This window comes from Ottowia sp. (assembly GCF_035444425.1).
Taxonomy (GTDB): Bacteria; Pseudomonadota; Gammaproteobacteria; order Burkholderiales; family Burkholderiaceae_C; genus Ottowia.
In genome coordinates this window covers 1-22541 of sequence record NZ_DAOMOQ010000043.1, presented here as the reverse complement: position 1 = coordinate 22541, position 22541 = coordinate 1, and the positions used below count along the sequence as shown (strand labels likewise).

Sequence of the window (22541 nt, the reverse complement as noted above, 5' to 3'; positions counted from 1 at the left end):
CTTCGGACTCCTTCTTCCTCTACGGTAAGGTGTCCGTGAAAAGGGGTCAACTTCAGTGATGGCACAAATGCGCAGAATGACCACAGAGGCAGAGGCAACCATTGCCGTTCTTCAGGAACGCCGCTCCGCCCTCATCTCCGCCGCCGTCACCGGCCAGATCGATGTGCGCGGCCTGGCCTACGCGCCAAATACTCAGGATTCGATAGCTGCCAGCGCCTGAACATGAAGCGCTGGAAGCTGTCTTGACCCATGTTCTTCCCTTGCCTATTGCTTGATGTCGCCTTATAAGCAACAATCGTCGCCTTATGAGCAACACTCGGGATGCCATGAACCTGCTGTTCCCCGCCCAGCGCCAGCAGGTGCTGGCGGCGCTGCTGCTGCAGCCGGGGCACAGCCTGCACCTGCGCGAGCTGGCGCGGCTGACGGGCAGCCATGCGGGCACGCTGGGGCGCGAGCTGGCCAAGCTGACCCAGGCGGGGCTGCTGCTGCGCAGCGACCAGGGCAACCAGGCGCGCTACAGCGCCAATGTGCAGCACCCGCTGTTCCCCGAACTGGCGGCCATGTTCCGCAAGACGCATGGCGTGGTGCCGGCGCTGCGCGCGGCGCTGGAGCCGCTGGGCGGGCAGATCACGCTGGCGTTTGTGTATGGTTCGCTGGCCAGCGGCAGCGCCACCGAGCACAGCGATGTCGATGTGCTGGTGGTGGGCGACGTCGATTTCGTGGCCGTGGTGCAGGCGCTGTACCCGCTGCACGAGTTGCTGGGACGCGAGGTGAACCCGGCAGCCTGGGCGCCACAGGAACTGGCCGACAAAGCCCGGGCGGGCGATGCCTTCGTGCGCGACGTGCTGCGCAAACCCAAGCTCTGGATCAAGGGGGACGAGCATGAGCTTGAGCAACTTGCAGGCCATCGGCCGCCTGCAGGCCCAGCCGCCTGACCCGCCGGCCATGGCCAGGCTGCTGCAGGCGGCGCGGCAGAACCTGGCTGATGCGCGGGTGGCGCAGATCAGCACCAGCAACCGCTTTGACATGGCCTACAAATGCATCATGCAGTGCGCCATGCTGGGCCTGTGGGCCAACGGCTGGCGCACCTCGACCAGCCAGCCCGGCCACCACCAGACTGCCATCCAGACGCTGGACCAGACCCTCGGCGTGCCCAAGCCCGACCTGATCGTGCTGGATGCCCTGCGCCGCCAGCGCAACATGAACGACTACCAGGGCGACCCGATTGCCGACGCCACCTTGCACGCCTGCCTTCAGGCGGCCGAGAAGTTGCTGGACCTCACGCTCCACTGGCTGCGCACGCAGCACCCAGAGTGGCACCTGGCATAAGGGCGGAACCGATGAACACCCTTGAAAAAATAACTGCCCGCGCCTGTTTCAGACTGGCCGACGGCCGATTCGACCCATAAAGCCCATCGCCATGGCACTGCACACCGAAATCCAGCTCGAACGCGACATCTGCGCCCACCTCGGCGCCCACGGCTGGCTGTACTCGGAACCCGGCACCGACGGCGACGCCCGCAGCTACGACACCACGCGCGCCCTCTACCCGCCCGACCTCATCGCCTGGCTGCAGGCCACCCAAGCCGAGGCCTGGGCCGCCCTGACCAAGCTGCACGGCGCCGGCACCGAAGCCGTCGTGCTGGAGCGCCTGCGCAAGGCCCTGGACGACCGCGGCACCCTCGACGTGCTGCGCCACGGCTTCGAGCTGGTCGGCCTGAAGGCACCCCTGAAACTGGCCCAGTTCAAGCCCGCCCTGGCCATGAACGCCGAGCTACAGGCCCGCTACGCGGCCAACCGCCTGCGCGCGCTGCGCCAGGTGCGAACCAACCATGACGACGTCATCGACCTCGTCCTGCTGCTGAACGGCGTGCCGGTGGCCACCGCCGAGATCAAGACCGACTTCACCCAGGACGTGAACCTGGCCATCGACCAGTACCGCTTCGACCGCATCCCGCGCCCCAAGGGAAAGGCCAGCGCCGAGCCTCTGCTCGACTTCCCGCGCGGCGCGCTGGTGCACTTTGCCGTCAGCAACCGGCTGGTGCACATGGCCACGCGCCTGCGCGGCCCCGCCACCCAGTTCCTGCCCTTCAATCTGGGCGATGCCGGCGGCGCCGGCAACCCGCCCTACTCCGCCGGCCACCGCACCCACTACCTGTGGGAGCAGGTCTTGCAGCGCGACTCCTGGCTCGACATCCTGGGCCGCTACCTGATTGCCCGGCGCGACAGCAAGAAGAAGATCAGCGCCATCCTGTTCCCGCGCCACCACCAGCTCGACGCCACCCGCAAGCTGGTGCAGGCGGTGCTGGCCGAAGGCCCGGGGCAGAAATACCTGATCCAGCACAGCGCCGGCTCCGGCAAGACCAACTCGATCGCCTGGACCGCGCACTTCCTGTCCGACCTGCACGACGCGCACAACAACAAGGTGTTCTCCACCGTGCTGGTCGTCAGCGACCGCAACGTGCTCGACGTGCAGTTGCAGGAAGCCATCTACGACTTCCAGCGCACCACCGGCGTGGTCGCCACCATCACCGGCAACGACGCCAGCAAGAGCCAGCAACTGGCCGAAGCCCTGTCCGGCAGCAAGAAGATCGTCGTCTGCACCATCCAGACCTTCCCCTTCGCGCTCGAAGCCGTGCGCGAGCTGGCCGCCACCCAGGGCAAGCGCTTCGTCGTCATCGCCGACGAGGCCCATTCCAGCCAGACCGGCGAATCCGCCGCCAAGCTCAAGCAGGTGCTGTCCAGCGAGGAACAGCAGGAACTGGCCGACGGCGGCGAGATCAGCAGCGAGGACGTCCTGGCCGCCAACATGGCGGCGCGTGCCGGCCAGGACGCCGCCATCAGCTACATCGCCTTCACCGCCACCCCGAAGGCCAAGACGCTGGAGCTGTTCGGCCGCCGCCCCGACCCGAGCCAGCCGGCGAGCAACACCAACCTGCCGGCCGCCTTCCACGTCTACAGCATGCGCCAGGCCATCGAGGAGGGCTTCATCCTCGACGTGCTGCAGAACTACACGCCGTACAAGCTGGCCTTCCGCCTCACCCATGAAGGCCGGGACTGGACCGATGCCGAGGTCGACCGGGGCGAAGCCGTCAAGGGCCTGATGCGCTGGGTGCGCCTGCACCCGTACAACATCGCGCGGAAGGTCGCCATCGTGGTCGAGCACTTCATCGACAACGTCCAGCCGCTGCTGGGCGGCCACGCCAAGGCCATGGTGGTGACGGCCAGCCGCCAGGAAGTGGTGCGCTGGAAGCGCGCCATGGACAGGTACATCGCCGACAACGGCTACCGGATCGGCACCATCGTGGCCTTCTCCGGCGAGGTGCCCGACGCGGACAACGCCAACGAGCCCGTCAGCGAGAAGTCCGCCAGCCTGAACCCGGGCCTGAAGGGCAAGGACATCCGCGAAGCCTTCGCCACCGCCGACTTCCAATTGCTGCTGGTGGCCAACAAGTTCCAGACCGGGTTCGACCAGCCGCTGCTGTGCGGCATGTACGTCGAGAAGAAGCTCGGCGGCATCCAGGCCGTGCAGACGCTCAGCCGCCTCAACCGCGCCTACGACGGCCCGCACGGCAGGAAGGACACCACCTACGTGCTCGACTTCGTCAACGACCCGGACGAGGTGCTGGCGGCGTTCCAGGTCTATTACGAAACCGCCGAGCTGTCGGACGTGACCGACCCGAACCTGATCCTCGATCTGAAGGCCAAGCTGGATGCGAGCGGCCACTATGACGAGTTCGAGGTGGACCGCGTCGTCCACGTCGAGCTGAACCCGAACGCCACGCAGGCGCAGCTCATCGCCGCCATCGAGCCGGTGGCTGACCGGCTGCTGAAGAAATACAAGGCGGCCAGGCAGCGCCAGCAGGCCCATCCTGAACGCAGCAGCGAGCACAAGGAGGCCAAGGACGAACTCGACGCGCTGGCGCTGTTCAAGCGCGACCTGGGCAGCTACGTGCGCGTCTACGCCTTCCTCGGGCAACTGTTCGACTACGGTAACACGGCGATCGAGAAGCGCGCCCTCTTCTTCAAGCGCCTGCTGCCGCTGCTGGACTTCGGCCGCGAGCGCGAGGGGATCGATCTCAGCAAGGTGGTGCTGACCCACCACAAGCTGAAGGACCAGGGCCAGCGCGGCCTGGCGCTGAAGGAGGCCGATGGCGAGTACAGGTTGGAGCCGATGACCGCGCCCGGCGGCGGGCAGGTGCAGGACAAGCAGAAGGCGCTGCTGTCGGAAATCCTGGAACGCGTGAACGACCTGTTTGAAGGCGAGCTGACCGACGACGACAAGCTGGTCTACGTCAACAGCGTCATCAAGGGCAAGTTGCTGGAGTCCGAGGTGCTTGCCGAGCAGGCGCGCAACAACACCAAGGCGCAGTTTGCGGCGTCACCCAACTTCGACGCCGAGCTGATGAACGCCATCATCGCGGCGTTCGAGGCGCATCAGGTCATGAGCCGGCAGGCGCTGGATTCAGAGCGGGTGCGGGCCGGGATCAAGAGCATCCTGCTGGGGCCGGCGGGCTTGTACGAGGGGTTGCGTGCAGGCTAAGGCCTCACTCACAGGACAAGAAGAACAAACATCAATCAATACATACAGTCAGGATATTCATGAAGATCACGACCTGGAACGTCAACTCGCTCAACGCCCGCCTGCAGCACGTGCTCGACTGGCTGGCCGCCAACCCGGTCGACGTGCTGGCGCTGCAGGAGCTGAAGCTGACGGACGACAAGTTCCCGTTCGAGGCGCTGCGCGAGGCCGGCTACGAGGCCGCCGTGTTCGGCCAGAAGACCTACAACGGCGTCGCCCTGCTCTCGCGCACCCCGGTGGCCGACGTGGCGCGCAATATCGCCGGCTTCACGGATGACAGCTCGCGCGTCATCGCCGGCACGGTGGATGCACCGGGCGGCCCGCTGCGCATCGTCAACGGCTATTTCGTCAACGGCCAGGCGCCGGGCACCGACAAGTTCGAATACAAGATGAGCTGGCTGCGCGGCCTGCGCGACTGGCTGCGCGAGGAACTGGCTGCGCATCCGCGCCTGGTGCTGCTGGGCGACTTCAACATCGCGCCCGAGGACCGCGACAGCTACGACCCGGTGGGGCTGGCCGAGACCATCCACCACACCACCGAGGAACGCGGCCACTTCAAGGCCCTGCTCGGCCTGGGCCTGACAGATGCCTTCCGCCTGTTCGAGCAGCCCGAAAAGAGCTTCAGCTGGTGGGATTACCGCATGCTGGGCTACCAGAAGAACCGCGGCCTGCGCATCGACCACATCCTGGTCAGCGCGCCGCTGGTGCCGCAGGTGGCGGCCTGCGACATCGACCGCGCACCGCGCAAGTGGCCCAAGCCGAGCGACCATGCACCGGTGACGGTGACGCTTGGCTGAGCGTCGGGCTGCCGTCGGCCGTTGCTAGCGATCCCGCACAGCCGCCTGCCGGCGCCGCCACAGCAGCGCCATGGCGGCCGCCGCCAGGCCGGTCGCCGCCGCGGGCTGGATCAGCACGTCGGCCACCTGCGCCAGCACGGCGGGATCGACCTGCAGCGCGAAATCCGCCAACTCGGCCACCTGGGGGCCGGCCAGCGCGGACAGGCGTTCCGGCTCTAGTGACGGATCACGCACCACCGCAAAGCTGAACGCGCCGCCAGCCACAGCGACCAGGGCCAGCGGGCTGAGCGGCCGCAACAAGAAACGCACCACGCGCACGCGCTGCGCTTGCGACGCCGACCGGTACAGGCGCGCGATCAGCCGCGCCTTCACATCGGAAGCCTTACCATACACCACGACCGAAACTCCTTGCCCGTCTAGCGGGCTGGTTCAACATGCCGAAGATTCTGCGCCGCTCGCCCACGAGCAAGGTATCGCAAGCATCTCATGTGGCTACCAGATGTATCTGCGCCGACGGCGGCTGCGGCTGCACCTGCGCGCTACATGACCGGCGCCCTCAATCGTCATCCAGCCCCAAGTCCTGTATCTTGCGCGTGATGGTGTTGCGCCCGATGCCCAGCCGCTGCGCGGCCTCGATGCGGCGGCCCTGGGTGGCGGCCAGGGCGGTGCGGATCAGTTGCGATTCGACGCGACTCATCAACAAGTCCCACACCTTGGGCTGGCCGCTGGCGAGCAGTCGTGCGGCTTCGGCGTCCAGCCCGTGCAGCCAGTCGCCTACCGGCGCCTGCGATGGCCCGGCCAGGCCGGCCGCTGGCGCCTGCGCCGCAGTCTCCGCTGCCGTGGATGCCGTGCCGGTGACCGGGCTTTCCGCAGCAACCAGCGGCATGGCCACAGGCGCGCCGCCGGTGGCGGCCAGCACCTCGGGCGGCAGGTCCTTGGGCTCAATCAGCTGGGCAGGCGCCATCACCGTGAGCCAGTGGCAGATGTTCTCCAGCTGCCGCACGTTGCCCGGGAACCCGAACGCCTGCAGCCGCGCCAGCGCGGGCTCGGAGAGGCGCTTGGGCTCGACGCCGAGCTGGCGCGCGCTCTGGGCCAGGAAGTGCCGCGCCAGCGCCGGCACGTCGTCGCTGCGCTCGCGCAGGGCCGGCACGCGCAGGCGGATCACGTTGAGGCGGTGGAACAAGTCCTCGCGAAACGCGCCTTCCCGCACCCGCCGTTCCAGGTCCTGGTGGGTGGCGGCGACGATGCGCACGTCGGCCTTGACGGCGGCGTGGCCGCCGACACGGTAGAACCACCCGTCCGACAGTACGCGCAGCAGCCGCGTCTGCAGCTCCAGCGGCATGTCGCCGATCTCGTCCAGGAACAGCGTGCCGCCGTCAGCCTGCTCGAAGCGCCCGCGCCGCAGCGCCTGCGCACCGGTGAAGGCGCCGCGCTCGTGGCCGAACAGCTCGGATTCGAGCAGGTCCTTCGGGATGGCCGCCGTGTTGATGGCGACGAAGGGACCAGCCGCGCGCGGCGAGTGCCGGTGCAGCGCGCGCGCCACCAGCTCCTTGCCGCTGCCCGATTCGCCGGTGATCAGCACCGTGGCGCTGCTCGGCGACAGCCGGCCGATGGCGCGGAACAGCGCCTGCATCGCGGGCGCCCGGCCCAGCATCCCGGGCGCCGCCAGCTGCTGCTCGGCGGCCACCTGCTCGCGCTGGCCCTGCGCCAGCGCGCGCTGTACCAGCTCGACCGCCTGGGCGATGTCGAAGGGCTTGGCCAGGTAGTCGAAGGCGCCGCCCTGGAAAGCCGAGACGGCGCTGTCGAGATCCGAGTACGCGGTCATGATGATGACCGGCAGCCCCGGCAGGCGCTGGCGCAGCTGTTGCAGCAGTTGCAGGCCGGAATCGCCCGGCATGCGGATGTCGCTGATCAGCACCCCCGGCGCTTCGGTCGCCGGATCATCGAGCGCCTGCAGCAGCTCGCGCGCGTGGCCGAACGAGCGCGTGCGCAGCTGTGCGCGCGCCAGCGCCTTTTCCAGCACGAAGCGGATCGACGCGTCGTCGTCCACGATCCAGATCATCCTCATTTCGGCGGCGGCTTCTTGCATGGTGGTGGTCAGGGCAGCGGCAGCAGGATCCTGAAGTCGGTCCGGCCGGGCTGGCTGTCGACCTCGATCAGGCCGTCGTGCTGCTGCACGTAGGTCTGCGCCAGCGTCAGGCCGAGGCCATGGCCGCCGTCGCGCCCCGTCACCAGGGGCAGGAACACGCGGTCGCCGATCGCGTCCGGCACGCCGGGGCCGTTGTCGATCACGTGCAGGTCCAGCGCCAGCCGGCAGCGCCGGCCGCCGAAGGTGATCTGACGTGCCACGCGCGTGCGCAGCACGATCTCGGCGTCGCCGGCCGTAATGCGCTCGCCGAGCGCTTGCGCCGCGTTGCGCACCACGTTCAGCAGCACCTGGATCAGCTGCCCGCGGTCGCCGCGCAGCTCGGGGATCGAGGTGTCGTAGTCGCGCCGCAGCACCAGGCCGCGCGGGAACTCGGCCAGCACCAGCGACCGCACGCGTTCGCACACCTCGTGGATGTTGACGTCGCCGACCACACGCGGATGGCGGTGCGGCTCCAGCAGGCGGTCGACCAGCGCCTGCAGCCGGTCGGCCTCGCGGATGATGACCTGGGTGTATTCGCGCAGCCCGCGCTCGCCGACCTCCAGCTCCAGCAGCTGCGCCGCGCCGCGGATGCCGCCCAGCGGGTTCTTGACCTCGTGCGCCAGGTTGCGGAACAGCTCCTTGTTGCTGCGGGCCTGCGCGGCCAGGCGCTGCTCGCGCTGCTGCCGCGCCTGCTGCTCCTGCGGCAGCAGTTCGACCACCAGCTCGTCCGGCTGCTCGGTGCCGGCGACGATGACGTGCACCGGGATCGGCTCGCCGCCGTGACGGCGCAGCTCGGCGTCGCAGCGCAACGTGGCGACGGCACCGCTGCGCACGCCCTGCAGTGCCTGCCGCAACGCGGCCGGATCGAGGAAGTAGTCCGGCAGCGGGTTGCCCTCGATGCTGCGCGACGACAGGCCGACGGCATCCTCCAGCGCCGCGTTGGCAAACCGCACCTGGTCGTCGGCGCCGACCACGGCGACCAGCGTGGCCAGCAGGTCGAAGGCCTGCAGCTGCTCGGGATGGGGTCGGCGGGAAGTGCCCATGGTGGCCGGCCGCCGCTGAGAACGACGCCGGCGTCAGCGGCTGACGCGCTGCAGCTCGCGCTTGAGGCCGTCGATGTCGGCCTGGTTGCGCGCGATCGAGGTCTTCAGCTCTTCCACGCGGTCCAGGTAGCGCTGGTAGTTGCGCTCGCTGCCGAGCCGCTCGGGTTCGCCGTTGTTGTACTCTTGCAGCAGCTCAGCGTGGCGCGCCTCGGCACGGCGCAGCTCCTGCTCGAGGATGACCTTGGCATCGGCGTCGCGCGCGCGCTGCTGCGGCGTGTCGATGCGCGGTGCCGCCGGTGGCGCGCTGACCACGCGCTGGCTCGGCGCGCTGGCGGCTTTCGGCGCCGCGGCGGCCGGCGCGGTGCCGCGCACGATGGTGACGTTGCCGCCCTCGACCAGGGTGCAGCCGCTGCGCCCCTTGGTCTGGTTGGTGTATTCGTTGCCACAGCGGTAGATGCGGTCCTGCGCGGCCGCCGGCACAACGGCCAGCAGGCTGCCGGCCGTGACGGCAAGGGATGACAACAGGATCGCAGGCTTCATCGGTGGTCGAAGGACGCGGCGCGGGTGCGCGGATTGGCGACGAGTATCGAGCAATAGACCGAATTCACCAAGCTGCGTTCCCTGGTCGCATGCGGGCGCGGCAGTGGCCTGGCGGTGCACCGCCAGGCCCCGTCCATGCTGCCGTCACAGCGAGTAGTACATGTCGTATTCGGCCGGGTTGACCTGCACGCGGATGCGGTTGACCTCACCCATCTTGAGCTCAATGTAGGCGTCGAGCATGGCGTCGGAGAACACGCCGCCCTTGGTCAGGAAGGCTCGGTCCTTGTCCAGTTCCTCCAGCGCCTGGTCGAGGCTGTGGCACACGGTCGGCACCAGCTTGTCCTCCTCGGGCGGCAGGTGGTAGAGGTCCTTGGTGGCGGCCTCACCGGGGTGGAACTTGTTCTCGATGCCGTCCAGGCCCGCCATCAGCAGGGCCGAGAAGCACAGGTAGGGGTTGGCCATCGGGTCCGGGAAGCGCGCCTCGACGCGGCGCGCCTTGTCGCTGGCCACGTGCGGGATGCGGATCGAGGCCGAGCGGTTGCGGCTGGAGTACGCCAGCTTGACCGGCGCCTCGAAGTGCGGCACCAGGCGCTTGTAGCTGTTGGTGGTCGGGTTGCAGATGGCGTTCAGCGCGCGCGCATGCCGGATGACGCCGCCGATGTAGTGCAGCGCGGTGTCCGACAGGCCGGCGTAGCCCTTGCCGGCGAACAGGTTCTTGCCGCCCTTCCAGATCGACTGGTGCACGTGCATGCCGCTGCCGTTGTCGCCGTGGTAGGGCTTGGGCATGAAGGTGGCGGTCTTGCCGTAGCTGTCGGCCACGTTCCAGATCACGTACTTCATCAGCTGCGTCCAGTCGGCGCGCTGCACCAGGGTGCTGAACTTGGTGCCGAGTTCCATCTGCCCGGCGCCGGCGACCTCGTGGTGGAACACCTCGACCGGCACGCCGAGCGATTCCAGGATCAGCGACATCTCGGCGCGCATGTCGTGCGTGCTGTCCACGGGCGGCACCGGGAAGTAGCCACCCTTGGTGGTCGGGCGGTGGCCACGGTTGCCGCCCTCGAGCTTGGCGCCGCTGTTCCACGGCGCCTCGTACTCCTCGATACGGTAGAAGCTGTGGCCGGGCTCGGTACTCCAGCGCACGCCGTCGAACACGAAGAACTCGGGCTCGGGGCCGAAGTAGGCGGTGTCGCCGATGCCGCTGGCCTTCAGGTAGGCCTCGGCACGCCGGGCGATCGAGCGTGGGTCACGGTCGTAGGCCTTGCCGTCGCCGGGCTCGAGCACGTCGCAGGTCAGGATCAGCGTCGACTCGTCGAAGAAGGGGTCGATGTTGGCGGTGGCCGGGTCCGGCATCAGCAGCATGTCCGAGGCCTCGATACCCTTCCAGCCGGCGATCGAGGAGCCGTCGAAGGCGTGGCCGTCGCTGAACTTGTCCTCGTCGAAATGCGACACCGGAACGGTGACGTGCTGCTCCTTGCCGCGGGTATCGGTGAAGCGGAAATCGACGAACTTGACCTCGTTCTCATTCAGCATCTTCATCACGTCGGCGACGCTCTTGGCCATCAATTTCTCCTGCGGGAACGGTTATCGGGTTGGGTGGGTGCGTGTCGTGATGCAGATTCCATGCCAGGACCGCGGGATGTTGGGCCGAGGCCGCCTGATCGGGCGCAAGCTGCCATTGTGCACGGGTTTTTCCGCCCAATCGGCGCCCAACGCCCCAGCGCGAGGCAGGTCAATGCACCAGGTCAATGCACCAGGACAGTGCGCCGCTGCACCGCGCACGATTTCGGTGCATATCAGGGGCGCACCAGTTCGGGGCCGTAGTGCAGGTCGAACGGCTGCAGCCAGGCCCGCAGATCGGCATAGGCCGGCCCGACGTCGCCCGGCGCGCCTTTCACACCAAGGTCGATGTGGCGGCCGTACTCGGGATGATCGACGCTCGGCAGGCTGAACACCTTGACGCGCGGGTGCGCGGCTTCGACGCGCTCCATCACCGGCGTCAGCGTCGCCTCGCCGGCGCCGTAGACCAGCACCGAGCGCTCCTGCCAAGCCGCATTGCGGTGCAGGTGCGGGTATTCGTGATCCAGCACCCATTCGATCATGGGCCAGGCCATCACGGGGAACCCTGGTGTGAAATAGACGCCCCCACGCTCCACGGCTGCGCCTGTTGCGCTGCCCCCCGAGGGGGCCGCACCCCGCCTTGGGAGCGGCCCGGCGGCGGGGTGGTTGCCCTGCTCAGGCCGCTTTGCGCAGAAGAAGCCTGGGATCTTGTTGTACGGGTTCGGAATGATGCGCGCGCCTTCCGGGAACACGCCCATGTTCAGCCGGTGCAGGTTGTCCGCGCGCTCGGGCTCGTAGGGCACGCCCTGCTCGCGCGCGACATCCTCCATGCGCTCCTCGATCAGGGCCTTGGCCTCGGGGTGCAGCACCAGCGGCACGCCGAGCGCGGCAGCGGCGCACTGGCGCGTGTGGTCGTCCGGCGTGGCCCCGATGCCGCCGGTGCAGAACGCGATGTCGCCCGACGCGAACACGCGCCGCAAGGTGGCGGTGATGTGCGCGCGCTCGTCGCCGACGTACTCGGCCCAGCCGAGCTGCAGCCCGCGCGCGGCCAGCAGCTCGATCACCTTGGCCAGGTGCTTGTCGCTGCGGCGGCCGGACAGGATCTCGTCGCCGACCACGATCAGGCCGAAGCTCGGCGGGGATACGGGCGCATCAGCGCGCATGGGGCAGGTCCTTGTAGGGCACGTCGGTGACCGAGGTGGCGCCCGGCGCCGGCAGCGCCGGCCCTTCGGCGGGCGGTGAGGTGTTCGGCGTCTTCGGCATGCTCGGCGCGTCCGCCGTGCCCGACTCGCCGGCGCGCAGCTGGCGCAGGGCTTCCAGGCAGTAGTGCGCGAACCAGAGCGATGAGAACACGAACACCAGCGTGTAGATCCAGATCGCCAGCGGCACCAGCACGGCGAACAGCGCCGCGAACACCACGCCCGAGGCCCAGACCACGCTCGGCGCCGCGCCCAGGTAGCCGCTGATGATGCCGATCGCCAGCAGCGATGCGCGGTGCCGGCGCAGGATGGTCTTGCGCTCCTGCTGGCTGGCGTGCTCGGCCAGGGCGTCGAAGCTCATCACGCGGTAGGTCAGCCAGCCCCAGATCAGCGGCGGCAGGATCAGCACCAGCGGCGGGATCAGCCACAGCGGCAGCGACAGGATCAGCGCCAGCACCGCCAGCAGCAGCGAGCCGGCCGACCAGGCGATCGAGCCGGCCAGCGACGCCCCGCGCTGGCGTGCCAGTTGCGCAAAGCGGCGCTCGGCCACCAGCCGCGTCAGCGCCGGCGTCATCAGCATCGACACCACCACCAGCGAGGTCAGCGCGATCACCGGCGTGGCCAGCGCGACGACGAAGAACGGCGCCAGCAGGCCCGCCAGGCCACCGTCCCAGCCGAGCTGCAAATGGCCATCGAGCCAGCCGATGAAGGCCCAGCCCTGCAGCGCTGCGCGCATCGCATCGACCGCGCCGCTCCAGAAAAAGTAGCCCAGGCCGAGCGCCACCGCCGTCATGGCCAGCAGCGGCAGCAGTGTCATGCCCAGCACGCGTGGCAGCAGCACGTGGCCGGCGGCGCGCAGGAAGGCATCGAATACGGGATGCATCATGAACGCCCGAGCATACCGGCCAGGCGCTTCAGCCCCAGCCATTGCTGGACCCAGAAACCGCGCCCATAGTCACGTCCGCGCAGCACCTGGTCGTCGATGCCGGTCGGATCGCGGCCAGGGCGCCAGTCGGCGCTGCCGAGCAGCCCGTCCCACCAGGGAAACAGGATGCCGTAGTTGCTGCCGAAACCCGCCCCCACGCTCCCCGCTGCGCGTGGTTCGCTGCCCCCCAAGGGGGCCTTCGCACCTTGGGACGGCCCGGCGGCATGAATGAAGCCCCCACGCTTCGCGGCTCCGCCGGCTTCGCTGCCCCCCGAGGGGGCCTTCGCACCTTGGGACGGCCCGGCGGTGCTCAGGGCCGTCAAATGGTGGGGTTCGTGGCTCAGCATGACCGCATGATGCCGCCGATGAAAGCTCGGGCTGACCAGCAGCCGGTCGCCGATGCGGCCCCAGGACCAGCGCAGGTTGGCGTGGTGCAGGCTCTCCAGCAATTGCGACACGGCCACCAGCGCCACGAACTGCGCCGGCGCGACGCCGATCAGGATCGCGGCGCAGACGAAGATGACGTCGGTGATCGCCGAATCCAGCAGGTGGTTGCGGTTGTCGGTCCACATCGTCATCTGGCGCTGGCTGTGGTGCACGGCGTGCAACTGCCACCACCAGTGCCAGCGGTGCTGGGCGCGATGCACGAGGTAGCCGATCAGATCGAACACCACCAGGTAGATCAGGAAGCTGACCGCCGCGCGATCCGTCAGCCCTGGCCAGAGCTGGTCGATCTGCAGGGTCGGCAGGCCGTGCGCGCGCAGCCAGCCGAGCCCTTGAGTCAGCCACAGCTCGACGCTGAAGAACATCGCCAGCTTGAACAGGCCGAGTCGGTGGATCAGGGTGTAAATGACGTCGATGCCGATGGCATGGCGATCTGTGACCTGCTCCACCGGCCACAGGCGCTGCAGCGGACCGATCACCAGCAGCAAGATGATGATCTGGACCAGGCCGACCAGCAGCCAGCCGGTGGCGATGAAGCCGTCCTCCAGCAGGTTGCCGGCGCCGAGGGTGAAGGCCACCGGCACCACCAGGGTCTCGAACACCCACTGCTGGGCGTTGGCGAACGCGTCGGTCAGCGCTTCGAGCATGACGGGAAGCAGGTCAGCCGCCGTGGCCGGCGATCCAGCCCCGATACTGCGGGTGCTCGCGCAGCGTGTGGAAGCAGAAGCCGCGCTGCTTCAGGCCCTGCAGCAGCGGCTCCAGCACGGCCGGCGCCCAGGGGTCCTGGCGCGACCAGATGCCCAGGTGGGCCATCAGGATGTCGCCGCCGCGGATGTCGGCCAGCGCCTTCTTCAGCAGCGCGTCGTTCGGATGTTCGCTGCTGGGCAGCTCGTCGCCCAGGAAACCCGCCGGCGCCCAGCCGACGTGGCGCCAGCCGCAGGATTCGGCGGCCGCCAGCAGCTTGGGCGAGGTCTTGCCGCCGGGCGCGCGAAACAGCGGCAGCGGCTTCCTGCCGGTAACCGAAGCCAGCCGGTCGGCCGCCAGTGCGATCTCGTCGCAGTACTGCCGCCCGCTCCAGACCATGCTGCGACCGGCCTGCGGCCCGGCCGACGGCTGGATGCGAAAGCGTGGCTCGCCGCCCTTGCCGGCGACGTCGCCGCGCCAGTAGGCGTGCTGGTAGGTGTGCGAGGCGAACTCGTGCCCCTCGGCCGCGCGCGCCTTCCACCACGGCGCCCAGTGCTGGCCCAGGCTGCCGTCACCCTCCTTGGTGCGCTCGTGGGCGGCAAAGAAGGTGACCTTGACGTCGTTGCGCCTGAGCACATCGGCGATCAGCGGTGCCACGCCCATGTGGCCGGTGTCGAAGGTCAGGTAGAGCGGCTTGCAGTCATCGGCCGAAGCCACGGTGGCGGCGCCGACGAGTACGAGCACCGCCGCGCACCGGTATGGACCCCCAGTGGACCGTGTCCGCTTGCAGCCATCAGGCCCGAATCGCAACCCTCCCCCAACGGAGACCGGGGCACCCTCACCCCGGCCCGCTCCCGCAGACGGGAGAGGGTGCGCAAGCCATCGGGAGGCCGCTGAGCAGGCCATGCGCAGGCAGCCGCGGAGCTGGCTTTGCCAGGCCGCTGGCTGCGTCCCTCCTCCCGCAGCAGAGGGGGGAAGGCGCGCCAGCGCCTCAGGCGGGCGCCTACTGTCTCGGCGCATGGTCCAGCGTCCACACCCCGTGCGGCGACTTGCCGACCTTGACCTGGTGCACCACCTGGCGCTTGCGCACGTCGATCAGGCTCAGGCGACCGGCCCAGCGCGAGCCGACCATGATCAGCGTGCCGTCGGACGAGATGTCCATGCAGTCGGGCCCGGCCGGCGCCGGGAAGCTGTCGACCGCGCGCATATCGACGTAGTCGATCTTGCTGATGGTGTTGGCCACGCGGTTGCTGACGAACACGTGGCGCCGGTCGCCGACGGCGCGGAACGCATGCGCACCCTTGCCGGTCGGGATCTTCTGGATCAGTTGCGGCAGCTTGCCGCCGGCCACGTCGTAGACCTCGACGCCGTCGCCCCCGGTCAGGCCCAGCAGCAGGTGCCGGTCGTCGGGCGTGACGAACACGTCGGCCGGCATCGGCCCGGTCGGCGCACGCTGCGTCAGCGTCTGCGTCGCCAGGTCGATCACCACCAGCTCGTTGCTGTCCTGCATGCTCGACCAGACTGTGGTGCTGCCGGTGTCGATCCACAGGTGGCTGGGCGTGCGGGCGGTGGGAATGCGCTTGGCCAGTGTCGGCTGGCTGCCGTCCCAGCTGTAGATGTCGATGTGGTTCAGGCGGTTGGCCGCCGTCACGAACCACTTCATGTCGGGTGAAAAGCGCAGGTGGTAGGGATCGCGGATGTCGCGCAGCGTGCGCTGGACCTCGGCCGTGCGCGGGTCGATAAAGGTGAGCGAATCGCTGGCGGCGTTGGCCACGATCACGGACCGCTCGTCCGGCGTCAGGTACAGGTGGTGCGGCTCCTTGCCGGTGGGAATGCGCTTGATCTCCTTCCAGGCGGTGGAGTCGATCACGCTGACGTCGCCGTCGAGCGAATTGAGCACGAACACCGGCGCACCCCGACGCGTGGCGCCGGTGGCGGTCGCCGGCGCGTTGGCGCGCGCGCCTGTCGACCATGGCCATGCCAGCCCGCCCGCCGCGCTGGCCAGCAGCGCGCGGCGCGAGAAACGGGCGCGAAAACCAGGCTGAAACGGACTCATGGCGGGGGTGTCCAAAGGCAACGTGCAAGTTTATCTGCCGCCGATGGCGGCAAGACCATCCCTTAACATCCGCGGCATGCAACAGGTGGACATTGGCGGCATATTTCTCGAAGTCGTGCACATTCCGGCTCCCAGCGGCGGCGCCCGGCGGGCGCCGCTGGTGTTCCTGCACGAGGGCCTGGGCTCGGTCGCCATGTGGCGCGACTGGCCGGCCAGCCTGTGCCAGGCCACCGGCCGCGCCGGCTGGGTCTATTCGCGCCAGGGCTACGGCCGCTCCAGCCCGGTGCCCGACGTGCGCGGCGCCCCGCGCGAGCTGCCTCATGGCCAGCGCAGCGGCCGCCTGCAGCCCGACTACATGCACCGCGAGGCGCTGGAAGTGCTGCCGAAGCTGCTGCACAGACTGGGCATCGAGCGTCCGGTGCTCATCGGCCATTCCGACGGCGGCACCATCGCACTGATCCACGCCGCCCACCACCCGGTCACCGCCTGCGTGGTGCTGGCGCCGCACGTGATGGTGGAGGACATCTCGGTGCAGTCGATCGACGCGGCGCGCAGCGCCTACCAGGATGGCGACCTGCGCCCCCGGCTGGCGCGCTACCACGACGATGTCGACGTCGCCTTTTGGCAATGGAACGACGTCTGGCTCAGCCCGGCCTTCCGCGACTTCGACATCCGCGCCGAGGTGCGCAGCATCGGCGCGCCGCTGCTGGCGATCCAGGGCACCGAGGACCCCTACGGCACCATGGCGCAGGTCGACGACCTGGCGGCCGCGGTGCCGCACGCGCAACTGGTGAAGCTGCCCGGCGCCGGCCACTCGGCGCACCGGGATCAGCCCGAGGCGGTCAACGCCGCGATCGCGGCGGCGCTGGCGCCCTTGTCCTGACACCAGTGCAGGCGGCTCCGGCCGTCACCGCACGACGCGCACAGCCGATTGGCAGACACGGACGCTGCCGTTTTTCCGACAGGCCGACGCGGCCATGTGCCGACGGGCGCGCGGCCAGCCGGCCACTAAGGTTCCGGGTCATGTATCCGTCGCGGAGATGACCCATGACCCCTACCCCCTCCACTTCAGCCCCGACCCGCCGCAGCGCCGCCGCACGGGCCCGCTCGTCACTCTCGGCGCTGCCGCTGGCCGTGGCGCTGGCACTGTCGGCACCGGCCGCCACCGTGGTCGGCGTCGGCGCGTTCGCGCTGAGCGCGGCGACGCCGGCCTTCGCGCAGCGCGCGCTCACGCCGCAGATCGACCGGCTCGAAGTCGGCTCCGACGGCGGCCTGGCGCCGGGCGCGCAACTCGAGTTGCACCTGTACGGCACGCCGAGCAGCCAGGCGCGCGTTCGCATCCAGGCCGCCAAGCCGATCAACATCGTGCTGAAGGAAACCTACACCGGCAGCGGTGAATACACCGCCAGCTACACCATCAAGCGCGCCGACCGCATGGCGGTTGGCCAGCGCCTGCGCGCCACCCTGCGCAACGGCAAGCGCACCACCAGCGCCAACTACACCATCCCCGATTCGGCGGCGTCCGGCATGCCGCCACCGGCCGTGGGCCTGGCGCCGCGCATCGACCGCTTCGTCATCGCGCCGGTGTGGCAGCTCAGCCCCGGCACCGAGCTGGTCGCCACGCTGGAAGGCATCGCCGGTGCGCAGGCCAGCTTCGACATCGGCGGCGTCGCCAACGACGTGCCCATGCGCGAGCTGCGGCCCGGTGTCTACGAGGGACGCTACACCCTGCGCCGCCAGGACAAGATGACGGCCGCCAGCAGCGTGGTCGCCACGCTGCGCTCGGGCTCGCAGTCGGTGCGCGCCAACCTCGGCCGGCCGCTGCTCGCCGACAACACACCGCCGACGGTGGTCAACCTGACGCCGCGCGAGAACGAACGCGTGGCGGTCGGCACGGTCTACGTGTCGGGCAACCTGGAAGACGCGCGCGGCACGGGCGTCGATCCGCAATCAGTGCGCCTGACGCTGAACGGCCGCGACGTCACGCGCGATACGCAGATCACGGCGCAATCGTTCAGCTACCGCAACCAGTTGCCCGCCGGCGCCTACACCGCCCTGCTGACTGCGCAGGACAGCGCCGGCAACAGCGTGCGGCGCGAATGGCGCTTCGACGTCGGCGCCGCCGCGCATCCACTGGCGATCGAGCTCAGCAGCCCCAGCGGCGACACCATCCCCGGCAACGCACCCGTGACGATCCGCGGCCAGACCGCGCCCGGCGCCACCGTGCATGCCCGCGTGACCGGCCTGCTGCAGGTGGTCGGCCCGGTCGGCCTCGAGCAGGAGGTGCTGAACCAGCAGGTGGTGGCCGACCACGCCGGCAACTTCCAGCTGCAGTTCCAGCCGACCGGCCTGCCCGGCTCGCGCTACGACCTCGTGCTGGTCGCCAGCAAGGACGGGCGCAGCGAGGAAACGCGCGTGCGTCTCAGCCAGCCCTGAGCCCCCGCAGGGAATGCGCCAGGCTGATGCCGCCCGGGTTAGCCCGGCGCGGCTGACAGCAGCGCCAGGTCATCCGCCGCCAGCCAGCGCCACTCGCCCGGCGCCAGATCACCCGGCAGTGCCAGGCCGCCGATGCGGCTGCGGTGCAGCGCTTCCACCCGGTTGCCGACCGCCGCCACCATGCGCTTGACCTGGTGGTACTTGCCCTCGGTCAACGTCAGCAGCAGCCGCGTCGGGCTCGCCAGTTCGCCGGCGGCGGCACGCACCGGCTTCAGGTCGTCGTGCAGCTGCACGCCGGCAAGCAGGCGGTCCAGCTCGCCCGCACCCATCGGGTGCTTCAGCGTCACCTCGTAGACCTTGGGCACCAGGTGGCGCGGCGAATTCATGCGGTGGATGAAGGCGCCGTCGTCCGACAGCAACAGCAGGCCGGTGGTGTCCTGGTCCAGCCGGCCGACCGCCTGCACGCCCTGCACCTTGCCCTTGGTCGGGCGCTGGCGCAGCGGCGGCGGCAGCAGCGTGTAGACGCTGGGCCAGGCACCCGGCCGGTGCGAGCATTCGTAGCCGGCCGGCTTGTGCAGCATCAGGTAGGCCTGCGCATGGCAGATCCACGGCTCGCCCTGCACGGAAAAGCGCAGGCCTTCTGGCTCGACCGCCGCCGCCGGGTCGGTCACGACCTGGCCCTCCACCGCCACCAGCCCGCGTTCGATCAGCCCGGCGCACAGGCGGCGGGTGCCGAAACCCTGCGAGAACAGCAGCGCGTCGAGCCTCATGCGGCGGTGTCAGCGGCCGGTGCCTCGGACCGGATGAAATGCGCCCGGTAATGCTCCAGCTCGTCGATCGACTCGTGCACGTCGGCCAGCGCGGTGTGCGACTGCTGCTTCTTGAAGGCGTCGACCAGTTCCGGCCGCCAGCGGCGCGCCAGCTCCTTCAGCGTGCTGACGTCGATGCTGCGGTAGTGGAAGAAGGCCTCCAGCTTCGGCATGTACTTGAGCAGGAAGCGCCGGTCCTGCCCGATGGTGTTGCCGCACATCGGCGAGCAGCCCTTGGGCACGTACTGCGACAGGAAGGCGATCACCTGCTGCTCGGCCTCGGCCTCCGTCAGGGTCGAGGCCTTCACCTTGGCGGTCAGGCCGGTGCGTGCGTGGGTGCCGGTGTTCCAGGCGTCCATGGCGTCGAGCACCGCATCGCTCTGATGGATCACCAGCACCGGCCCCTCGACGCGCGGCGTCAGCTGCGGGCCGGTGACGATGACGGCGATCTCGATGATGCGCTCCTTCTCGGCGTCCAACCCGGTCATTTCGCAGTCGAGCCAGACCAGGTTCTGGTCGGATTTGGCCAGCCGCTCGGTGGTCGCTGGCGAGGTGGTTTCAGCTTCGGTCATGGGCGCCAATTGTCCACCGGACCCCACAGGCGAAGCGGGGCGGCGCCCTTGCAAACGGCGGCATCGCTCTAAACTGGCGATCCAGAACCCCCGATTCCTGCGCTCGCACGCGCACGACTGCCCATCTTGACCGACCCGTTCACCCCTGCCCTGCTCACCAGCCTAGTCTTCAGCGCCGTGCTGCTGGCCAATCTGCTGGTCAAGCTCTGGCTGGCCTCGCGCCAGATCCGTGCCGTGGCGCGCCACCGTGGCGCCGTGCCAGCCGATTTCGCCCAGGCCATCACGCTGCCGGCGCACCAGCGCGCGGCCGACTACACCGTCACCAAACTGCGCTTCGGCCTGATCGAGATGGTCCTGGCCGCCATCGTGCTGCTGGCCTGGACGCTGCTGGGCGGGCTCGACTGGCTCAACGGCCTGCTGCTCGACTGGCTCGGCCCGCGCCCGCTGCTGCAGCCGCTGGCGCTGCTGATCGCGTTCGCCGTTATCAACGCGCTGATCGACTTGCCGGTGTCGCTCTACCAGACCTTCGGCATCGAGCAGCGCTTCGGCTTCAACAAGATGACTCCCGGCCTGTGGCTGGCCGACCTGCTCAAGTCCACCCTGGTCAGCATCGTCGTCGGCGTGCCGCTGGCGGCGCTGGTGCTGTGGCTGATGGCAGTCACAGGCACGTGGTGGTGGCTGTGGACCTGGGGCCTGTGGATGGCCTTCAGCCTCTTGATGCTGGTGGTCTACCCCACCGTCATCGCACCGCTGTTCAACAAGTTCCAGCCGCTGGCCGACGAATCGCTGAAGGAACGCGTGACGGCGCTGATGGCGCGCTGCGGCTTCGCCGCCAAGGGCCTGTTCGTGATGGACGGCAGCCGCCGCAGCGCGCACGCCAACGCCTACTTCACCGGCTTCGGCGCGTCCAAGCGCGTGGTGTTCTTCGACACCCTGCTGGAGCAGCTGTCGCCGCCCGAGGTCGAGGCCGTGCTGGCGCACGAGCTGGGCCACTACAAGCACAAACACATCTTCAAGCGCATCGCCGGCCTGTTCGCCTTCAGCCTGGCGGGGCTGGCGCTGCTGGGCTGGCTGGCGCAGCAAGCCTGGTTCTACACCGGCCTCGGCGTCACGCCCAACCTGCCGCCAGCGCTGGGCGGCGTGGTGCCCAACCACGCGCTGGCGCTGCTGCTGTTCATGCTGGTGGTGCCGGTGTTCGCCTTCTTCATCTCGCCGCTGATGGCGCAGCTATCGCGCAAGCACGAGTTCGAGGCCGACGCCTACGCCGGCACCCAGGCCAGCGCGCAGGACCTGGCCAACGCCCTGGTCAAGCTGTACAAGGACAACGCGAGCACGCTCACGCCCGATCCGCTGTACGTGCGCTTCTACTACTCGCACCCGCCGGCCAGCGAGCGCATCGCCCGCATGGGCGCGCGCGTGCTGCCGGCCTGAGACCCGTGATGACGCCACCCGACGCTTCGGCCAACCCACCGGTCGCGCTCACCACCGCCGAGCTGCAGGCGGCGCTGCAAGCCCTGCCTGGCTGGACGGTCGTCCACTCGAATGCTGCCGATGCCATCTGCAAGCACTGGCACTTCGACGATTTCCGCCAGGCCATGGTCTTCGCCAACGCCATCGCCGAACTCGCCGAGCACCTGAATCACCATCCCGATCTGCTGATCGGCTGGGGACGCGGCGACGTGCGCTGGAGCACCCACGACGCCGGCGGCGTCAGCCAGCGCGACCTCGATGCCGCGCGCCAGACCGACATGCAGGCAGCGCGCCTGGGCGCCCGGGACGACGCCGACAGCGGCACCGCGTGAGCCGCACGCCCCGCCCTGCCTCAGTCACTAGCGACACTTGGCGCGACGGTCTTATCGTTGGCAGCCACGGCCGCCACTGCGTGGTCGAGACGCCGGAAGGTGAGCGTGTCATCTGTCACCCGCGCGGCAAGCGGCTGGCCGTGGTGGTCGGCGACCGGGTACGCTGGCAGCCCAGCCAGGACGAGGGCACCATCGAGCAGATCGCGCCGCGCCGCAACCTGCTCTACCGCCAGGACGAGGTACGCACGAAGAGCTTCGCCGCCAACCTCGACCAGGTGCTGATCCTGGTCGCCGCCGAACCCGAGTTCTCCGAGCAGCAGCTCGCGCGCGCCCTGATCGCCTGCGAGGCCGAGCACATCGAGCCGCTGGTCGTGCTCAACAAGGCGGACCTGACCGAGCCCTTCGCCCGCGCCTGGGCGCGCCTGGCGCCGTACCGTGAGATGGGTTACACGGTGCTGCCGATCGCCGCAGCGCCGCGCCGCCCTCACCCCAACCCTCTCCCGCCGGCGGGAGAGGGAGAAAACCCCGCCTCGCCTGCGACGACCCTTGTGGGCTTACCCCCTCTCCCCTCTGGGGAGAGGGTTGGGGTGAGGGGCCGCACCGCCGATCAACCGCAAACCTGTTCCCTCGCCGACCTGCTGGGCCGCCTGCACGGCCACACCACCCTGATCCTGGGGCCCTCAGGCGCCGGCAAGAGCACCCTCATCAATCGCCTGGTCCCCGGCGCCGACGCCCAGACCGGCGAGATCTCGCAGGCGCTCGGCAGCGGCCGGCACACCACCACCACCACCAGCTGGTACTGGCTGGACGAGGCGAAAACCAGCGCCCTGATCGATTCCCCCGGCTTCCAGGAATTCGGCCTGCGCCACATCGACCCGATGCAGCTCGCCGCCTACATGCCCGACATCAGGCCACACGTGGCCGAGTGCCGGTTCTACAACTGCACGCACCTGCACGAGCCGGGGTG

Annotated in this window: 22 protein-coding genes; 10 read left to right on the top strand and 12 right to left on the bottom strand. The window is 69.3% G+C overall.

What is annotated here, in order from left to right:
* Window positions 1-76: 76 nt before the first annotated feature.
* From PK606_RS13625 to xth, 5 genes are all read left to right on the top strand, one after another.
* On the top strand, window positions 77-220 hold the full coding sequence (locus PK606_RS13625) for a hypothetical protein (RefSeq protein ID WP_324564759.1): 144 nt from the start codon (window positions 77-79) through the stop codon (window positions 218-220).
* A gap of 85 nt (window positions 221-305) precedes the next feature.
* Complete coding sequence (locus tag PK606_RS13620; protein WP_324564758.1) at window positions 306-935, top strand: nucleotidyltransferase domain-containing protein; 630 nt, start codon at window positions 306-308, stop codon at window positions 933-935.
* On the top strand, window positions 883-1329 hold the full coding sequence (locus PK606_RS13615; protein WP_324564757.1) for a DNA-binding protein: 447 nt from the start codon (window positions 883-885) through the stop codon (window positions 1327-1329). The genes PK606_RS13620 and PK606_RS13615 overlap by 53 nt, the downstream gene beginning before the upstream one ends.
* Before the next feature lie 91 nt (window positions 1330-1420).
* Window positions 1421-4543 carry a type I restriction endonuclease subunit R gene (locus PK606_RS13610; protein WP_324564755.1) on the top strand — a complete coding sequence of 1041 codons (3123 nt, stop codon included), beginning with the start codon at window positions 1421-1423 and terminating at the stop codon, window positions 4541-4543.
* A gap of 59 nt (window positions 4544-4602) precedes the next feature.
* Window positions 4603-5379: an exodeoxyribonuclease III gene (gene xth, locus PK606_RS13605; RefSeq protein WP_324564754.1), complete on the top strand. Its 777-nt coding sequence runs from the start codon at window positions 4603-4605 to the stop codon at window positions 5377-5379.
* Between the two features lie 24 nt (window positions 5380-5403).
* On the opposite strand, the gene PK606_RS13600 is transcribed toward xth, so the two are convergent.
* The 10 genes from PK606_RS13600 to PK606_RS13555 all read right to left on the bottom strand — a co-directional run bounded on the left by PK606_RS13600 (window position 5404) and on the right by PK606_RS13555 (window position 15955).
* On the bottom strand, window positions 5404-5772 hold the full coding sequence (locus tag PK606_RS13600) for a hypothetical protein (protein ID WP_324564753.1): 369 nt from the start codon (window positions 5770-5772) through the stop codon (window positions 5404-5406).
* Window positions 5773-5935: 163 nt separating this feature from the next.
* Complete coding sequence (gene ntrC / locus PK606_RS13595) at window positions 5936-7447, bottom strand: nitrogen regulation protein NR(I) (protein ID WP_324564752.1); 1512 nt, start codon at window positions 7445-7447, stop codon at window positions 5936-5938.
* Window positions 7448-7476: 29 nt separating this feature from the next.
* On the bottom strand, window positions 7477-8550 hold the full coding sequence (gene glnL, locus PK606_RS13590) for a nitrogen regulation protein NR(II) (protein ID WP_324564751.1): 1074 nt from the start codon (window positions 8548-8550) through the stop codon (window positions 7477-7479).
* A gap of 33 nt (window positions 8551-8583) precedes the next feature.
* Window positions 8584-9090, bottom strand: a complete 507-nt coding sequence (locus PK606_RS13585) for a hypothetical protein (RefSeq protein ID WP_324564750.1) — start codon at window positions 9088-9090, stop codon at window positions 8584-8586.
* 144 nt (window positions 9091-9234) lie between these two features.
* Window positions 9235-10650, bottom strand: coding sequence for a type I glutamate--ammonia ligase (gene glnA / locus PK606_RS13580; RefSeq protein WP_324564749.1), 1416 nt, complete (start codon window positions 10648-10650; stop codon window positions 9235-9237).
* A 233-nt stretch (window positions 10651-10883) separates the two neighbouring features.
* Window positions 10884-11810: a competence/damage-inducible protein A gene (locus PK606_RS13575; protein WP_324564748.1), complete on the bottom strand. Its 927-nt coding sequence runs from the start codon at window positions 11808-11810 to the stop codon at window positions 10884-10886.
* The gene (locus tag PK606_RS13570) at window positions 11800-12729 is read right to left on the bottom strand and encodes an EI24 domain-containing protein (RefSeq protein WP_502920846.1); all 930 of its coding nucleotides are present in this window, start codon (window positions 12727-12729) and stop codon (window positions 11800-11802) included. Before PK606_RS13570 ends, PK606_RS13575 begins: the two co-directional genes overlap by 11 nt.
* Complete coding sequence (locus tag PK606_RS13565) at window positions 12729-13862, bottom strand: sterol desaturase family protein (protein WP_324564746.1); 1134 nt, start codon at window positions 13860-13862, stop codon at window positions 12729-12731. Before PK606_RS13565 ends, PK606_RS13570 begins: the two co-directional genes overlap by 1 nt.
* 13 nt (window positions 13863-13875) lie before the next feature.
* Window positions 13876-14643 carry a polysaccharide deacetylase family protein gene (locus PK606_RS13560; RefSeq protein ID WP_324564745.1) on the bottom strand — a complete coding sequence of 256 codons (768 nt, stop codon included), beginning with the start codon at window positions 14641-14643 and terminating at the stop codon, window positions 13876-13878.
* 259 nt (window positions 14644-14902) lie between these two features.
* Window positions 14903-15955, bottom strand: a complete 1053-nt coding sequence (locus PK606_RS13555) for a YncE family protein (protein WP_324564744.1) — start codon at window positions 15953-15955, stop codon at window positions 14903-14905.
* 76 nt (window positions 15956-16031) lie between these two features.
* Between PK606_RS13555 and PK606_RS13550 the strand changes: the two genes are divergently transcribed.
* Window positions 16032-16838, top strand: coding sequence for an alpha/beta fold hydrolase (locus PK606_RS13550; protein WP_324564742.1), 807 nt, complete (start codon window positions 16032-16034; stop codon window positions 16836-16838).
* Between the two features lie 164 nt (window positions 16839-17002).
* Window positions 17003-18391 (top strand): hypothetical protein, encoded by a 1389-nt coding sequence (locus PK606_RS13545; protein WP_324564741.1) that lies wholly within the window; start codon window positions 17003-17005, stop codon window positions 18389-18391.
* A gap of 38 nt (window positions 18392-18429) precedes the next feature.
* On the opposite strand, the gene PK606_RS13540 is transcribed toward PK606_RS13545, so the two are convergent.
* Together PK606_RS13540 and orn are read right to left on the bottom strand one after the other, a co-directional pair.
* Window positions 18430-19161 (bottom strand): pseudouridine synthase, encoded by a 732-nt coding sequence (locus PK606_RS13540; protein ID WP_324564740.1) that lies wholly within the window; start codon window positions 19159-19161, stop codon window positions 18430-18432.
* Window positions 19158-19772, bottom strand: coding sequence for an oligoribonuclease (gene orn / locus PK606_RS13535; protein ID WP_324564739.1), 615 nt, complete (start codon window positions 19770-19772; stop codon window positions 19158-19160). Before orn ends, PK606_RS13540 begins: the two co-directional genes overlap by 4 nt.
* Before the next feature lie 126 nt (window positions 19773-19898).
* Between orn and PK606_RS13530 the strand changes: the two genes are divergently transcribed.
* From PK606_RS13530 to rsgA, 3 genes are all read left to right on the top strand, one after another.
* Window positions 19899-21203 carry a M48 family metallopeptidase gene (locus tag PK606_RS13530; protein WP_324564738.1) on the top strand — a complete coding sequence of 435 codons (1305 nt, stop codon included), beginning with the start codon at window positions 19899-19901 and terminating at the stop codon, window positions 21201-21203.
* 8 nt (window positions 21204-21211) lie between these two features.
* Window positions 21212-21574, top strand: coding sequence for a 4a-hydroxytetrahydrobiopterin dehydratase (locus PK606_RS13525; protein WP_324564736.1), 363 nt, complete (start codon window positions 21212-21214; stop codon window positions 21572-21574).
* A partial coding sequence (gene rsgA, locus PK606_RS15970) for a ribosome small subunit-dependent GTPase A (RefSeq protein WP_502920845.1) occupies window positions 21571-22541 on the top strand: 971 nt, incomplete at its 3' end. The genes PK606_RS13525 and rsgA, both read left to right, overlap by 4 nt.